Source organism: Flavobacterium azooxidireducens, assembly GCF_023195775.1.
GTDB lineage: Bacteria > Bacteroidota > Bacteroidia > Flavobacteriales > Flavobacteriaceae > Flavobacterium > Flavobacterium azooxidireducens.
This window is the reverse complement of record NZ_CP096205.1, coordinates 3,806,809-3,823,204: the sequence shown is the minus strand read 5'-3', so window position 1 is coordinate 3,823,204 and position 16,396 is coordinate 3,806,809. Positions and strand designations below refer to the sequence as shown.

The 16,396-nt window shown below is 34.4% G+C and carries 12 protein-coding genes; 4 read left to right on the top strand and 8 right to left on the bottom strand.

Features of this window, described 5'->3' with window-relative positions:
* The first annotated feature begins 197 nt into the window (after window positions 1-197).
* Window positions 198-614: an acyl-CoA thioesterase gene (locus M0M57_RS16695; protein ID WP_248434231.1), complete on the top strand. Its 417-nt coding sequence runs from the start codon at window positions 198-200 to the stop codon at window positions 612-614.
* On the opposite strand, the gene M0M57_RS16690 is transcribed toward M0M57_RS16695, so the two are convergent.
* From M0M57_RS16690 to ribD, 4 genes are read right to left on the bottom strand one after another with little or no spacing between them, the layout of a single operon-like run.
* On the bottom strand, window positions 611-1,225 hold the full coding sequence (locus tag M0M57_RS16690) for an IMPACT family protein (RefSeq protein ID WP_248434230.1): 615 nt from the start codon (window positions 1,223-1,225) through the stop codon (window positions 611-613). The genes M0M57_RS16695 and M0M57_RS16690 overlap by 4 nt on opposite strands.
* A 1-nt stretch (window position 1,226) precedes the next feature.
* Entirely contained in the window at window positions 1,227-2,087 is an 861-nt protein-coding gene (locus M0M57_RS16685) for a DMT family transporter (RefSeq protein ID WP_248434229.1), read from the bottom strand.
* On the bottom strand, window positions 2,084-2,692 hold the full coding sequence (locus tag M0M57_RS16680) for an HAD family hydrolase (RefSeq protein WP_248434228.1): 609 nt from the start codon (window positions 2,690-2,692) through the stop codon (window positions 2,084-2,086). The genes M0M57_RS16685 and M0M57_RS16680 overlap by 4 nt, the downstream gene beginning before the upstream one ends.
* Window positions 2,685-3,725, bottom strand: coding sequence for a bifunctional diaminohydroxyphosphoribosylaminopyrimidine deaminase/5-amino-6-(5-phosphoribosylamino)uracil reductase RibD (ribD, locus tag M0M57_RS16675; protein ID WP_407647447.1), 1,041 nt, complete (start codon window positions 3,723-3,725; stop codon window positions 2,685-2,687). The genes M0M57_RS16680 and ribD overlap by 8 nt, the downstream gene beginning before the upstream one ends.
* 79 nt (window positions 3,726-3,804) lie before the next feature.
* Between ribD and M0M57_RS16670 the strand changes: the two genes are divergently transcribed.
* Both M0M57_RS16670 and prmC read left to right on the top strand, forming a co-directional pair.
* Window positions 3,805-4,284 (top strand): GNAT family N-acetyltransferase, encoded by a 480-nt coding sequence (locus M0M57_RS16670; protein ID WP_248434227.1) that lies wholly within the window; start codon window positions 3,805-3,807, stop codon window positions 4,282-4,284.
* A gap of 6 nt (window positions 4,285-4,290) precedes the next feature.
* The gene (prmC, locus tag M0M57_RS16665) at window positions 4,291-5,205 is read left to right on the top strand and encodes a peptide chain release factor N(5)-glutamine methyltransferase (RefSeq protein ID WP_248434226.1); all 915 of its coding nucleotides are present in this window, start codon (window positions 4,291-4,293) and stop codon (window positions 5,203-5,205) included.
* Window positions 5,206-5,724: 519 nt separating this feature from the next.
* Here prmC and M0M57_RS16660 read toward each other — a convergent pair.
* Complete coding sequence (locus M0M57_RS16660; protein WP_248436773.1) at window positions 5,725-6,972, bottom strand: ABC transporter permease; 1,248 nt, start codon at window positions 6,970-6,972, stop codon at window positions 5,725-5,727.
* 254 nt (window positions 6,973-7,226) lie between these two features.
* Here M0M57_RS16660 and hisS point away from each other — a divergent pair, with 254 nt between their 5' ends.
* Window positions 7,227-8,957, top strand: coding sequence for a histidine--tRNA ligase (gene hisS, locus M0M57_RS16655; RefSeq protein WP_248434225.1), 1,731 nt, complete (start codon window positions 7,227-7,229; stop codon window positions 8,955-8,957).
* Window positions 8,958-9,017: 60 nt separating this feature from the next.
* Here the strand turns inward: hisS and hisC are convergent, their stop codons facing one another.
* From hisC to M0M57_RS16640, 3 genes are all read right to left on the bottom strand, one after another.
* Window positions 9,018-10,118, bottom strand: a complete 1,101-nt coding sequence (hisC, locus tag M0M57_RS16650; RefSeq protein WP_248434224.1) for a histidinol-phosphate transaminase — start codon at window positions 10,116-10,118, stop codon at window positions 9,018-9,020.
* Between the two features lie 212 nt (window positions 10,119-10,330).
* Complete coding sequence (locus M0M57_RS16645; protein ID WP_248434223.1) at window positions 10,331-11,695, bottom strand: T9SS type A sorting domain-containing protein; 1,365 nt, start codon at window positions 11,693-11,695, stop codon at window positions 10,331-10,333.
* A gap of 217 nt (window positions 11,696-11,912) precedes the next feature.
* Window positions 11,913-16,220 (bottom strand): LamG-like jellyroll fold domain-containing protein, encoded by a 4,308-nt coding sequence (locus tag M0M57_RS16640; protein WP_248434222.1) that lies wholly within the window; start codon window positions 16,218-16,220, stop codon window positions 11,913-11,915.
* Window positions 16,221-16,396: the final 176 nt, after the last annotated feature.

Sequence of the window (16,396 nt, the reverse complement as noted above, 5' to 3'; positions counted from 1 at the left end):
ATATTCTATAAATTTTGTTGTTTACTAAAGGTTATCTTACAAAGAAAACAGGCTGTTTCTTTATTAACTTTTGGGATAACAAATATGTGAACAAAAAAACGTAAAAAAAAATAAAATGCTATTGATTTTATAAAAAAAATGTTGTAAAGATGATTAATGACTTAAAAACACAATAAAGAAAAATATTACAGAAAATTATGAAAGAACATCAATTGCACGTTCGTGTGCGTTATTCCGAAACAGATCAAATGGGTGTGGTTTATCATGGTAATTATTTACCTTATTTTGAAATTGGTCGAGTGGAATGGCTTAGAAATCAAGGGATTTCCTATAAAAGCATGGAAGAGAGTGGTGTGGCACTTCCAATTGTTAACATTAACATAAATTACAAAAAACCAGCACGTTACGATGATTTACTTACTGTAAAAACTAAATACAAAAATCAATCTTCGGTTAAGATAGAATTTGAATGTAAAATTGAAAATGAAAATGGTGAGTTATTAACAACAGCCGATTTTGTTTTGGTATTTGTTGATATTAAAACGGGTAAACCTATGCTTCCACCAGACAACATTAAATCGATAATTGATAAAATGGAATTATTAGAAAATTAATCCATTTTTTTAATTTTTATTTCAAATAAATTGGAAAAAATGTCGAATGTACTTTCGGCATTTTTTTTTCGGGTTGAAATGATGAGTTCGCAATTCATTTCCATTTTTTGTGAAACGATTTCCAAGTTTTTTTCTTTGATTACTCGCATCACTTTGTTCATGTTTTTATAGTCGAATGTGAGTTGAAAATTAACATCAATGGTTTTTTCGATAATTTCGGCATTTTCCAAACTCATTTGAGCAGCAGTTTTGTAGGCTGAAATTAATCCGCCAACGCCTAATTTTACTCCACCAAAATAGCGAACTACTACAATTAATATATTGGTAACTTCAAATGATTGAATTTGTCCATAAATTGGCATTCCGGCACTATTGTTGGGTTCTCCGTCATCATTGGCTCTAAAACTAATTTTTTCTGTTCCTAATTGATACGCATAACACCAATGTCTTGCCGAAAAATGTTGCTTTTTTAATTGTTCCAAATGAACTTTTACTTCTTCTTCAGTTAAAATCGGAAATGCATAGCCAAAGAATTTACTGTTTTTTTCTTTGAACAGAATTTCTTCGGATGGAGCAGAAATAGTTTTATAAGTATCTTTTGATTCGTTCATATTAATTTGTCACAAGAAAAATAGCCAATAATGCCATGGAAATTCCTATAGCATTCCGCATTGAAATTTTTTCATTAAAAAATAAAATACCAACCAATGTCGAAACCATTACAATCGCAACATTGTGAATCGTAAAAATAGTTGAACTTTCAAATACTTCGCTATCCAACATTTTAATTAAATAATAAAGTGAAAAATAATTCGGAACACCAAGAATAATTCCTGCCAAAATATTTTTTCCTTCAATTTTCATTTTATTTTTAAAAATAGTTATACCTATTACTATACTACCAACCAAAAAAGCTATTAAAAAGGTATGTGATGAAAATAATGAAATTTCATTTTCCGGTAAGTAATCATTTTGTAAAATTTTCAAACTCGTGTCAATTGCACCGGCACCAAAGAACACTAAAATTGGATAAAGTAGATTTTTTGAATCAGCAACAGCACCTTTTTCTTTTTTGGAAGTAAAATAAACCGCTACCAAAGCCATTACAATTCCGATGATTTTGGCAATTCCCAATTTTTCATTAAATAATAAAACGCCAAAACAGATTGGAATAATAACCGACATTTTTGAAGCAACCGAGGCTACTGAAAGTCCGTTTCGTTGCGAGGTTATTGCTGTGGCATAAAAAACGCTAATGAACAAAAAACCAAGTAGTAAACTACCGGGATACCATTGTTTTTCAATAATTTTTGAATAATCAAAAGCACTTTCCGTAAATAGTAAACCCATTACAAAAGCGATAAAATAGTTTACCACCAATGCTTGTAAAGTGTTGATATTGAATCGAGAAAAGAGTTTTAAAATGATAAAAAGAACAGCGTTAAAAAGAACACTTAAAACAATGTATATCACAGGGTAATTATTTTTTTGGCGAATAATTCTGTAACATCCTCTTTTCCAACCTGTAAATTCCAGACTTCAATTCCTAATGAAGCGGCAGCATCTGTATTTTCTTTTTTATCATCAACAAATAATGTTCTTTTGGGAGAAAGGTCATGTTTGTTTAACAGAAGTTTAAAAATTTCAACATTTGGTTTTCGCATACCAACTTCATACGAAAAATAAACTTTTTCAAAACAATTATAAAAATCTCTTGAAAAAGACATGCCTTCTTTGTGCTCAAAATGTTCGATGTGGATTTTATCGGTATTAGAAAGAAGAAACAAACGGTATTTTCCTTTTAAACTTTGAAGAAAATCTAATCTACGTTCCGGAAAATCGCCCAAAACAGCATTCCAGGCTTTTCTAATTTCATCAATACTAGCATTGGGAAGATGCTTTTGAAAGCCTTCAATAAATTCTAACTCGGTTGCTTTGCCAATTTCAAAACGTTTATTTATTTCATCTAAATCGGCATGCCATTCTTTTAAACCTAAATTACGAAATGCTTTTTCTACACCCGGTTTGTCCAGATTTATGAAAATATCCCCAAAATCGAAAATAATTGTATTAATCATACCGTTTAAGAATTAAAAGTTCATCGTTTAAAATAGTTGTTCGTTTCACGGTTTCGCCAAAAAGGGTTGGGGCTTTTGTTCCTTGTTGTAAAAGCAAACTTCCTTTAAAAATTCGAGCTTCATCCCACAAATTGGCATCAATAAAGGTTTGTAGTGTTTGAAGTCCACCTTCAATAATAACCGATTGAATGCTTTTTTGAAAAAGTAAATTACAAATTTTTTCAGCAAGTTGATTATCAAAGATAATAGTTTCGTGATTAAAATTTTCATCAGAAACAAAATTTTCCTTTTCTGTTATAAAAATAGTTTGTTGCTTTCCATTTTTTACTTCGTAATCGTTGGAAATTTTTCCTGAACGATCTAAAACAATTCGTAGCGGATTATTTCCAAGCCAATCTCTGCTGTTCAATTTCGGATTGTCTGCCAAAACAGTAGTTGTTCCAACCAAAATCGCTTGTTCTTCTGTTCGCCATTTGTGAACCAATTGTCTGGAATACGAATTAGTAATCCAAACCGGTTTTTGTTCATTTTTTGATTGAGGAGAAAGAAAACCATCGGCACTTTCTGCCCATTTCAAAATAATGAAAGGTCTTTTTTGGTTGTGAAATGTAAAAAACCGTCGATTAAGTTCAAGACATTTTTTTTCTAAAATACCAACGGTAACAGTTGCTCCCGATTGACGAAGTTTTTCAATTCCTTTTCCGGCAACTTTTTCATTTGGATCAACTGTTCCAACCACCACATTCGGAATTTTATGATGAATAATTAAATCACTGCACGGCGGTGTTTTTCCAAAATGACTACAGGGTTCTAAACTGACATAAATGGTTGATTTTGAAAGTAATGATTTGTCTTTTACGGAATTTATTGCATTTACTTCCGCATGTGGTTCGCCTGCTTTTTGATGCCAACCTTCGCCGATAATTTGGTTTTCAAACACAATTACGCTGCCCACCATCGGGTTAGGGTAGGTGGTTCCCAAACCGTTTTTGGCCAATTCAAGACAACGTTGCATGTATTTTTTGTGTTTCATCAGAACACAAAATTACGCTTTTTGCCCAAAAAAGTAGAAATAGTTTTACTTTTACAACTAATTAAATGAATTGATTTTTATGATTACCATCCGACCTATTCAAGAAGTTGATAATGAAATGATTGCTTCCGTAATCCGTTCTGTTTTAATTGAACACGATGTGCCAAAAGTTGGAACTGCTTATGCGGATGTTTCGTTGGATCGGATGTTTGAAACCTATTCCGCACCAAGAAGTCGTTATTTTGTGGTTGAAAATGATGGCAAAATTATTGGTGGAGCCGGCATTAGTCAGTTAGAAAATGAAGCGGAAACCATTTGCGAATTGCAAAAAATGTATTTTTTATCAGAAGCCAGAGGATTAGGACTAGGTTCTGAAATGATGGAGAAATGTTTGACATTTGCACAATCGTTTGGGTTTGAAAAATGTTATTTAGAAACCATGCCGTATATGCATGCTGCTCAAAAATTATATTTAAAATTTGGATTTCACTATATTGATGCACCGATGGGATGCACAGGTCACACTTCTTGTCCGGTTTGGATGTTGAAAGAATTATAATTGATTATGACTTTTAAAGAAATAAAATCTTCCTTTCGCAGCGAATTGTCTTCTTTTTTTGATGAGCAAGAAATCGATAGTTTCTTTTATTTGGTTTTGGAAAAATACCATCAACTGAAACGTGTCGATTTGGCATTGCAACCCAATTTGAAAGTTTCCGAATCAGAATTGGAACAATGGAAATTCGTATTGGAACAATTAAAAACCCAAAAGCCCATTCAATATATTTTGGGAGAAACTTTTTTTTGCGATATAGTTTTTAAAGTGAATGAACATACATTGATTCCAAGACCTGAAACGGAAGAATTGGTGTATTGGATTTTAGATGAATTAAAATACAAAGATCAAAATAGTACAATTGTTGATATTGGAACAGGAACCGGATGTATTCCCATTTCCTTAAAGAAGAATTTACCGGAATCGACGGTTTTTGGCATTGACGTTTCGGCAGAAGCGTTAAAAGTAGCCAACGAAAATGCTAAAACGAATGAGGTTGACGTTCATTTTATGCAAAAAAATATTTTAGAAACTTCTGATTTACAGAATCAATTTGATGTCATTGTTTCCAATCCGCCGTATGTGCGAAATCTTGAAAAAGCAGAAATTAATACGAATGTATTGGCTTTTGAACCGCATTTAGCATTGTTTGTTTCGGATGAAGATCCGTTACTTTTTTATCGAAAGATTGCTGAATTAGCTCTAAAAAATCTCAAGCCGAATGGTTTGTTGTTTTTTGAAATTAATCAGTATTTAGGAAAAGAAACTGTTTTTTTATTGACTGATTTAGGATTTAAAAACATTGAATTAAGGAAGGATATTTATGGGAATGATAGGATGGTGAAGGCTATCCTCACCCCCGACCCCTCTCCATCCGCCTTCGGACGAGACAAGAAGGAGAGGGGAGACGAGACGTTGAAATGAGTGCTAATTTATTGGCGATGAATCCTTTTTAATCTATTTTAAGTGAAACGAATCTAACTTTAGAATCAGTGAAAATCTGTTACATCTGTTGCATCCGTGTTCTATTAAGAAGGTAATTGGTAAACGGTTATGGGGAATTGGTTAGTTTTAATTGAATGTCTTTTTGAAAACGTTTACTTTAAAATGGTTTCCTTTTTAGCCCCGATTGAGACGGTAGCCCCGCCTTGGCGGGCTAAAGGCGAAAGCGGGAACATGGTTTACTGAAAAAGCCCGAGCCATTCGCTTCAAAAAATTAACGATTTATGATTAACGATTGTTGAAAAATCCTCACCCCCAACCCCTCTCCATCCGCCAAGGCGAGACAGGAAGGAGAGGGGAGACGAGACGTAGAAATGACTGCTAATTTGTTAGAAATGAATCTGTTTTAATTCATTTTAAGCGAAGCGAATGCAATTATAATCAGTGAAAATCCTTTTAATCTGTGGCATCCGTGTGCCATTTACAAGTGTTTGTTTAGAATTACTCGTATCTCAACGCCTCCACCGGATCCAATTTAGAAGCTTTAATTGCAGGATATAACCCTGAAACCAATGCCACCACAAAACTCGTAATGACTGCCGCAATGATTGCCATCCAAGGGATAACGAACGTGAATTCTAATAAAGATGCGGCGATTGAACCAAAGGTTACGCCTAATATAATTCCTACTAATCCACCTAATTGGCCAATGACAATTGTTTCTGTAAAAAACTGAAAAGCGATTGTTTTTCGTTTGGCACCCAGGGCTTTTCGCACACCAATTTCACGGGTTCTTTCGGTTACGGAGACGAGCATGATGTTCATCAAAGCAATGGAAGAACCAAAAATAGTGATGATTCCAATTACCCAAGCCGAGGCACTTAATACTGAGGTTAGTGAGAGAATTTGATTGATTAATTCGTCACTTCGAATGATTCCGAAGTTGTTTTCTTCCACCGGATTTTGTTTCCGCACTTGTCGCATTGTAATCATGGCCTGATCGATAGCGGCTTCAAGGAGTTCTTTTTTTTCGACCATCACACTCAGATTATAATTGATGTTGGGCTGTGTGAACAACGAGCGAGCGACTTGAATCGGAATCATTACCCGCAAATCCTGACTGTTTCCGAAGGTAGAACCTTCCTCTTTTAAAATACCAATTACTTTAAATTTTGCTCCGCGAATGGAAATGACTTTATCAATTGGGTTGACATCTTTTAATAATCCTTTTTCAAAATCGGAACCTACTACACAAACATAGTTGTTGTTTTCGATATCAAAACCGGTAAAATTTCTTCCGGCAGCTAATTCTAAACCTGAATTCGGTGCAAAATATTCATCTACACCCACAACGGTAATTTCCGGATCGGTTTTTTTATTTTCATATTTTACTTCGGCGGCAGAAGTTGCTACGAAGGAAAGTGATGAATTAGTAAACGGATAGTTGTATTTTTCCTGAAAATCTTTCGCTTCGGGATAGGAAATAATTGGGTTTATTTTTTCGCGTTCGCCTCTTCGGCCATTGCCAATGCGAACTTGTAATTCATATTGTCTGATAGTAAACGTATTGGCTCCCATCGAAGCAAAATTTGATGACAACGTGTTTTCCAAAGCAGAAACCACGGTTAGAATACTCACTAATGCCGTGATTCCAATCGCAATAATGATGATTGTTAATATCGTACGCAAGAGTTGAGTTTTAATTGAACCCAACGCGATTTTTATATTTTCTTTTACTAAACTGGCCATATCTTCATTTGACACGAATTTACATTTTTTGTTACAGGTTTTCTTTAAAATTCTTTTAAAAGTAAGATATTTGCATAGCTTTTCATTTTTGTCATTCTGCAAGATGACGAAGTCGAAATAAGAATCTCCCGCCGAGGCGGGCAAAAATGCAGAGTTTTTCATTTTTGTCATTCTGCAAGATGACGAAGTCGAAATAAGAATCTCCCGCCGAGGCGGGCAAAAATGCAACTTACAACATTAGAATTAATATAACAATGGCTCAAAAACCAAGCATACCCAAAGGAACCAGAGATTTTTCACCGGCAGAGGTGGCGAAACGCAATTACATCAGCTCGATTATGAAACATCATTTTGAGGTTTTTGGATTTCAGCCGATTGAAACGCCTTCGTTTGAAAATTCGGAAACGTTGATGGGAAAATATGGGGAAGAAGGTGATCGATTGATTTTTAAGATATTGGAATCTGGTGAATATTATGAAAAAGCAATTGAAACTATTTCGAATATTGATGAAAAATCAGTTATGTATATTGATTCTTTTTTCACAAGGTTTTTTGAATGTTTTAGAAATGATTGTAGAGATTATGCAAAAGATAATGATATATCTTCTTGGAAAACAGTTCGATTTTTTTTCGAAGAGTTAAGTGTAAAAAATACTTTCCACAGTTCTCGTGAATATCATTATTTACATGAATATGAAAATTTGTTAGTTGAATTTCTTAATGATAATAAAGAATATATTTTGTCACGGGTATTTGATATGGATTATTTTTTTGAAAGTGTAGAAGTATTCCAAAACTTTAATAATAATCAGAAAATAGAAATACAAAGCAGGTTTATTGATTTTATAAAGTTTAGTAAATTATCAAAAATCAAATCAAATAAATTAACCCCTTTAATCTCCGAAAAAGCCCTTCGTTACGACTTAACCGTTCCGTTTGCTCGTTACGTGGTTCAACACCAAAATGAAATTGAGTTTCCGTTTAAGCGATACCAAATTCAACCGGTTTGGAGAGCCGATCGTCCACAAAAAGGGAGATTCAGAGAGTTTTATCAATGTGACGCTGATGTGGTGGGTTCGACTTCATTGTGGCAAGAAGTGGAGTTGGTTCAATTGTATGATGCGGTTTTTACGCAATTAGGGTTAGGCGGAACAACCATCAAAATAAATAACCGAAAAATTTTGTCAGGAATTGCGGAAGTAATTGGTGCGAAAGATAAATTAATTGATTTTACGGTTGCTTTAGACAAATTAGACAAAATAGGCGAGGAAGGTGTGAAAAAAGAAATGCTTGAAAAAGGAATTTCGGAATCCGCCATCGAAAAAGTGCAACCGTTGTTTCAGTTTATCGGAACAGTTTTTGAGAAAATTGAAAAGTTGAATGATTTATTATCCACATCCGAAGAAGGAAAAAAAGGCGTAGAGGAATTAAAATTCATTTGCGAAACCATAGAAAAATTAGGATTACAATCAGCAAAAATTGATTTGGATGTTACGTTAGCCAGAGGATTAAATTACTACACCGGAGCCATTTTTGAAGTTACCGCTCCGCAAGTAGCAATGGGTTCCATTGGTGGTGGTGGTCGTTATGATGATTTGACCGGAATTTTCGGTTTAAAGAATATGAGTGGTGTCGGTATTTCGTTTGGCTTAGACCGCATTTATTTGGTGTTGGAAGAATTAGGTTTATTCCCGGACACGGTGACTGCCACCAGCAAAGCACTTTTTATCAATTACGGAAATGCAGAAAGTTTCTATGCGATGGAAGCCATTTCCAAATTACGCCGTAGCGGAATAAAAGTCGAACTATATCCCGATGCTGCCAAAATCGCTAAACAATTTCAACATGCAGACAAACGCGGAATTCCTTTTGCCGTGATTGCCGGAGAATCGGAAATGAAGGAGAATAGTTTTGGATTGAAAAATTTACAAACCGGAGAACAAGTAAAATTAGATTTTGAAGAGTTGAAGAAGGCGTTGATGTAGATTTTCAAAATTCATATAAAAAACAAACCTCGTTAGAAGTATCTGACGAGGTTTTTATATTTACCCTAACGCTTTAATAAACTCTTTCATTTCTTCCATTGTACCAATTGTAATTCTTGACCATTTTCCTTTTTCTTCATAAATCTTTGTCCCAAGAATATTGTTCTTTTTTAACTGCTCAAAAAAGTCTTTTTCATAATTTTCTAATGAAAAATAAACAAAGTTTGTATGCGACGGAATACAACGTATTTTTAACTTCTCCAATTGTTCAATCGTGTATTTTCTTGCTTCTGCATTAAGCAAAATTGTTTCGGCTACAAATTTATTGTCCTTTAACGATGCTAAAGCTGCTGAAGCAGAAAGTATGCTTACACTTCCACTTGCAGAAAAGTGTAATTGGTTCATTTCCGTTATGGTTTCCGGATGTGCTATTGCATAGCCAATGCGTGCACCTGCTAAACCATATATTTTTGAAAAGGTTCTGACAATAATTAGGTTTTTATTCTCTGTTACAAGATTGGCAAGTGAGGGTTGGTCTGTAAAATCCAGGTAAGCCTCATCAACTAACACTTTTGTTCTTTTTGTGGCTTCATTTATAAAATTTAAAAGAGCTTCACTTGCACAAAGTGTTCCCGTTGGATTATTAGGATTACAGATATAAACCAATCTCGTATCAGCGTCAATGGCATTTAACATTGCTGATAGATCGTGCTTTTTATCAGCGGTTAAAGGAATCGATATTTTTTTAAGACCTGCATTTTCAGCTGTTGCTGTCCAATAATCAAAAGTAGTTTCCGCAATAATTAAATTCCCTGTTTTTTTTGAGCAATACAAAGCAACTAAATTTAAAATTTCCGAAGAACCCGCACCCAATAATATGCTTTGATCAGTTAAAGTATGTTTTTGGGCAATTTTTCCAATTAGTTCGTCCAACAATTCCCAATTATAGCGATTGCTGACAGTGATACTATCACGCATTGCATTTCTCGCCAATACTGATGGACCATAAGGATTTTCGTTTGACCTTAACCGAATTAGGCCTACATTTTTTTCTTCAATGATGTCTTCTTTTGTTGGAATTGCAAAACCCTCAAACGGAATAATACCCAAACCAACAATACCTATACTTGTTTGCTTTAACCAATTTCTTCTATTACTCATTGTGCCATTTTAAAATTTTAATAGTACACAATAGGTAGGCTATTTTTAAATTTGTTACAGTTTTTTGTTTGGATTACAAGTAAGATTGAATTTTGAGGGGTTGAGGGAGGCGTTGCTTAGAATTCAAATGATAAAAATAAACCTCGTTAGAAGTATCTGATGATTTTTTTTGACAAGGCATTGCCTCGATTAGTATTTTTTAGCATCTTTTTTTAAATTTTGATAAATTTAGAACTGTAATATCCTTCATACACTTCTATTTTTATAAAATAAATCCCTGCTTTTAGATTCCCGACATTAATTATTTTATTAGTGTCGGTTTGTTCCAAAATAATCTTGCTTGTCACGTCACTTATAATGATCTTATTTATGGGTAAATTGAATTTACTTTGGATATTCAATATTTCATTAGTAGGATTGGGGTAAATTTTGAAGTTATCATTAAAATTTATTTCGATTATACTCAAAGGAGTGCAGGATATTTGATGCGGAAAATAATTTTGTTGAGTTGTTCCATCACCTAATTCTCCATAATTGTTAGATCCCCATGAAAACAAAAGATCGTTGTCTTTTATAGCATTAGAAAAGTTACCTCCACCTTTACCCCACATCCAATCATTATCAGATCCTATGAGAAGTGGTGTACTTTTATTAATTGTTGTGCCATCACCTAATTGACCAAAATTATTCAAACCCCATGACCAGAGCTGACCATTTGATTTAGTTGCTAAAATATGTCCTCCATTTGCAGTAGCATTTTCCCAATTATTATCTGATCCTACTTGAGCTGGATAATTCGTATGAGTTGTAGTGCCATTACCTAACTGTCCAAAATAGTTGCTTCCCCAAGTCCATAAAGTACCATCCTCTTTGATGGCTACTGTAAACCGGGTGTTACTAAGAGATACTGTTTTCCAATTGGATCCAGTACCAATTTGCGTTGGATATGGCACATTATTAAATGTCCCATTACCAATTTCACCATAATTATTTGAACCCCAACCCCACAAAGTATTATCAGTTTTAATACATATTGTTCCCCCTAATCCTGCTGAAGCTATTTTCCAATTTGTCTGGTTTCCAACCATATTAGGAGTAGAACTGTCTAAATTAGTAGCATATCCCAAAAGTCCACTAAGGTTTTGTCCCCAAGCCCAAAGGCTTCCATCTATTTTGATAGCATTCATTTGAGTAAGCCCCACACTTATTAACCTCCAGTCAGTATCATTTCCGATTTGTATTGGAACATTTTTATCTATTGTTGTTCCATCCCCTAACTGACCATAAAAGTTCCATCCCCAAGTCCATAATGTCCCATCTGATTTTATACCTGCAGATTGATATTCTGAAGCAGAAACAGATTGCCAATTGGTATCTAACCCAATTTGGACAGGAATTGTTCTGTTAGTATTTGTTCCATCACCCAATTGTCCTTTATGGTTAACCCCCCATGCCCAAAGTGTGCCATCACTTTTTATTCCAATAGTATGTCTCCATCCCGAAGCAGTTGAAGTCCAACATTGGGCACTAATCTGAAATGATACAAGAAGAATTAAAATTGTAATTTTTTTATTCATATTTATAGTTTTTATAATTTGATTATTTTTAAAGAAATTTTTTTAGTTATAATTTTTTCTAAAAAGAATTAAAAGCTAAGTTTTACTTTCATTCTTCCAAATATACTAGTTTTTTCATCAAAAATTAATATACACAAATTATTTTCAAAACCCTATAAAAATGAAAAGCCCCTCACGTCGAGGGGCCTTTCGGTGTCAAAAATCAATTATCAAAACCCTATTTAATAATGATTTTTTTGCTAATTGTTCCGGCATTTGTTTGCACACGAACAATGTAGGTGCCAGTACTCACGTTGCTCACCGGTAGCGAAATGTTGGTTTGGGTTTGGTTTTCAACATTCCAAGTGGCAAGGGTCTGACCCAGGATCGTAAAGATGCTCACTGTTTCCACAGTTACATCGGTTAAGTTATTTTTTATCGTTAGTAGATTTTGGGCATTGGTAAAGGCAACCGCAATTTCACTATCCAAGTTATGTTCACCTGTAGATAAGGTTCCGTTGTTGAACGTTAATTCAAAGCGGTCGTGAATTTCTCCTTGCGGTAATTCAATAGTAAAATGTTCGTTTTTAATCGAATGATATAATCCGGTTGTTTTGTCATGAATAAAAATATCTGTTGCTTCATCCACATTTTCGGTTCCATCCAATGTAAACTGAACATTTCCGGCAGCATACGTTTTTATTCCCAACGGATAAACTTTATTAACATCAAAATACGAAGCACCTTGAATAATCAGTTTTACACCATTATTTAAAAAGTACATGTCATTTTGTTGGTTGTCAATGTGAATAGCATCATATCCTAAATCAATATCTTCGGTTGCCAATTCATCCATAAAACCAATCAACAATTGTCTGTGGAAATTATTATACGAATTAAAACCAATTCTGATTTTGATGAATTCATCTTCAGTATATTCGTCTTCTTGGTTGTTATCTGCTCCATATTCAATATCATCATCACTAGTTGTTTGATTTTCACTTGATCTGAAAAGAACACTTGAATTGGTATTGCTTTCTTTGATGAACAAACGTTGACTGTTGTTGAAAACAAAGCTTCCACCTGTTGTATTTCCTCTCACAAAGAAACCTTGCCCAACCGGAATAAATCTTCCGGGGATTCTTGTGCTGGAACCTAATCCGCTAATTCCGGAAGGAGAAACGGGAGCTGTTCCGCCCACTAAATTACGTGTAGCATAACCACCTTGATAACCGGACAAAGTGTGTGTATTGTTGGTTGAAAAATGTTCCCAGATATACAATGTTCCGTTGATTGAACCTAAATTTTGACTAATAAATTCATTTGCATCTAAAGCCGATGGGTATGGATTTCCGGATAAATTTAAATTGTTGGCAGAAACATAACTTGTGATTTCTCCATTGTTTGGTTTACCGATAAAAGTGAAATTTTGTGTAGCAGAAGCAGCACCACTTCCTTTTAAGGTAAAGCCTTGACCCGCTAATAAAGCTCCGTTTTGACCAACAGTTGCCCAATTGGCATAGATTGGCGTTAGGTTTTGGAATTTATAAATCCAATAGCTACTCAACGTAATCGGGTTACTCGTTAACGGATTATTTGTACTGCTCATCCAAGCGATATTTGTTGGATTGTCAGGGTTTGTTCCGTCTTTCATAACTCCGGCAACAGTGTAACCATGGTTTATGGTTGAATTATTGATAGAACTCACCGGAGACGACCAATAGTTATAATTGAATTTATTGCTTTGACCTTGCTGATCGCGTTCCACATTACCAGTACTTGTAGGGGCTAATTCACTATTTACCGTTTGGATAAGTTGTGAACGGTCTTCTAAATCAATTTTCCCATCTAATTTCAGATACCAATCATTTTGAAGTTTAGTATCATTGTTCATGGTAATTTTTACGTTCGGATCAACAATTAATCCAACAGTAGTAATATTCGATGTTTCAGTAATATCGTGTTTTACTTGAATAATGGAATAGTTAGAGTCCATCATATCTAAACCTCGCACTTCATTATCAGGATGATTAACAGCAGCATTAAAATTACCTGCTTGTCTTGTTACAAATGGCATTGGAGCTTGTTGATTCACAATGTTTTTATGATTGTAAATTTTCATTCCGTTTTCGGTATCAAAGCCAGGCGTACTTAAATCATCAATGATATCATCCTTATAAACATCCATTCTGTAATATCGAAGCAAGTTGGCAAACGGTAAATCTTCTATGTTTTTAGGAACAATTGCTCCTCTCACTTGACCATTATTATTTTCAATTTCCTGATACACCATTCTTTGCACTTGTTGAGCTGTTAGATTGGTGTTGAAAATCCTCACTTCATCAATTTTTCCTTTGAAGAAGTTGGTATTTGAATTAGGGTTTTTACCTAGCGTTAATGGCGTAGTGTCTGCATTAATTGAACTATCTGTAGCATGAGTGATGACTTTATTTCCATTAACATATATTTTTAAGTAACCATCACCAAGCGTTGCTGCCACATGATACCATCTGGAGGCAACCAATGCTGTATTGTATGAAATAGTACTTCCGTTTAACACCACTTGCAGTCTTCGGCTACTATTTACTCGAATATAAAATTTGTTTTGACCCACTACTATTCCGGTTGAATTGTAAGGAGCAGTTAGGTTTATCCATGCCATAATAGACGCTTGTGATAATCCACCCAGAACAGCTGAACCTTGAGCATAATCGTTTCTGCCATCAAAATCTAAAAACAATTTTCTGTTTAAGTCTCTTGGAGAACCGAAATTTGAAGTATTAGTATCGAAACTATCAATAATTCCATCTTTATCTAAATCGGCAGAACCATCAATTTTTCCATCATTATTTGTATCTAAATGAGCATACAATCCCGATTGAATATCAAAAACACCATCAGAATTTGAGTCTAATTGAAGATAATCACTCACTCCGTTTGAATCGTTATCTTGAGCATAAGCTCTTCCAACAGTTCCGAACGAAGTTGAATTATCATATAGGTCTAAAATTCCATCGCCATCACTGTCTGCACCGTCTCCGGTTCCATCACCATTAATGTCGCCATCACCGTTAAGTAAACCTGCTTCGTCAACATCAAAAAGCGAATCGTTATCACTGTCTAAATCAAGATAATCGGAAACAGAATCGCCGTCTGTGTCCGGAATGGAATAGTTTCCACCTGAGATTAATGTTTCAATATAATCGTTTAAACCATTTTTGTTATCATCTTTCCATAGTGAAGAATTGGTTAAATCGAAAGTAGATTTTTGATTACTCATGTATTTAAAACCAGCTTCTTCAATATCCGGAATTCCGTCATTATCTGAATCTAAATCTAAATAATCAGGTATGCCGTCTTTATCTGTGTCAACACAGGCTTGGTTGATTGTTATTCTAACATCATCAATAAAATTTCCAATCGATTGACTTCCTGATGCTGTATATCCTGCTTGAAAAGTAAGAATAATTTGTGTTTGTCCTTCCGGGATAGTATATACACCTGAATATGTTCCCCATGCAGTATTTCCGTCTACCATTGTTGCAATAGGAGCTGAAGCTAATGCGGCAGATAATGTGGGGCCAAATTTCACAAAAGCTTGATCTACTCCCGATCTTCCACGGTGTTTAATAGACCAATTGATTGTTCCTCCGGCACCATTTAAACAGAAAGATTGATATAAAATTCCGGGAACATTCGCATTCAATTCGGCAAATTGATTTCCCGAAGCAGCTGTCACACCATTGAAACCGGAACTCCAAATTTCAATAAAGTTTTCGGCACTGGTTTGCCATCCGGGAACACTGTTAGTTGGCAGAATAGAGTAGCTTGAAGCGGCAATAGCAGGGTTTTCAAAATCACCGTTAGTAAAAAAGTCGGTAAAGCAGGATTCACATTCGATGGAATCTAAAATTCCGTCGTTGTCTGAATCCAAATCCGCATTATCTTCGATACCATCACCATCGGTATCTACCATTGCGGTAATTGTTATATTATCGATATAAAAAAATTCACTAGAATCAAGATTTGTAGCTCTAACTCTAATTCTAACGCTCGAATTATTATTTGGGATATTAAAAAAGTAAGGATTATTAGGTTGACCCGGAGCGGAATCGCCTGTTCCAAAAACTAAATTTTGACCGCTTCCACCGTTATTACCATCAATAAGTTGAATGGTGGTTGTATAAGTAGAGCCATTATTATATGAAAAATCAATAAATAAATCTTCATCATCATCCACACCTGTCGCAGCAAATGCAATGGAAACTTGGGCATTGGTGTAATTTGATAATGAAACATTTTCAAAAACAACGTTGCTAGAATTGTTTGAAGAGCCCGAAAATCGTAATGATCTTGTTCCGCTCATTGCAGTTGTAGTTGATACGGTAACATATGAAGAGGATGAAACAGAATAACTGAGATTATCAGAAGTACTTCCTTCAAATCCTTGGTTTTTGAGTAAAACCTGTGAAAAACTTAACATTGTAGAAAACAGGAGGACAAATAGGCATCCTTTTTTTACATTATTAAATTGAGTAGTTTTCATAATTACTAAATTTAGCTATTACTTTTTTTAATTGAATTTTTGACGAACCAAAAGTAATAATGTAATTTTAATTAATCGATGAAATGCATAAATTAATCGATGAAATGCATTAAATGTAAATTAATATATGTAAAAAACTTACAATTTGTTTTTAAATTAATATATGTTATAGAATT

Coding starts and splice junctions, on each gene's coding strand:
- M0M57_RS16695 (WP_248434231.1), top strand. CDS start 198: ATGAAAGAACATCAATTGCACGTTCGTGTGCGTTATTCCGAAACAGAT.
- M0M57_RS16690 (WP_248434230.1), bottom strand. CDS start 1,225: ATGAACGAATCAAAAGATACTTATAAAACTATTTCTGCTCCATCCGAA.
- M0M57_RS16680 (WP_248434228.1), bottom strand. CDS start 2,692: ATGATTAATACAATTATTTTCGATTTTGGGGATATTTTCATAAATCTG.
- ribD (WP_407647447.1), bottom strand. CDS start 3,725: ATGAAACACAAAAAATACATGCAACGTTGTCTTGAATTGGCCAAAAAC.
- M0M57_RS16670 (WP_248434227.1), top strand. CDS start 3,805: ATGATTACCATCCGACCTATTCAAGAAGTTGATAATGAAATGATTGCT.
- prmC (WP_248434226.1), top strand. CDS start 4,291: ATGACTTTTAAAGAAATAAAATCTTCCTTTCGCAGCGAATTGTCTTCT.
- M0M57_RS16660 (WP_248436773.1), bottom strand. CDS start 6,972: ATGGCCAGTTTAGTAAAAGAAAATATAAAAATCGCGTTGGGTTCAATT.
- hisS (WP_248434225.1), top strand. CDS start 7,227: ATGGCTCAAAAACCAAGCATACCCAAAGGAACCAGAGATTTTTCACCG.
- hisC (WP_248434224.1), bottom strand. CDS start 10,118: ATGAGTAATAGAAGAAATTGGTTAAAGCAAACAAGTATAGGTATTGTT.
- M0M57_RS16645 (WP_248434223.1), bottom strand. CDS start 11,695: ATGAATAAAAAAATTACAATTTTAATTCTTCTTGTATCATTTCAGATT.
- M0M57_RS16640 (WP_248434222.1), bottom strand. CDS start 16,220: ATGAAAACTACTCAATTTAATAATGTAAAAAAAGGATGCCTATTTGTC.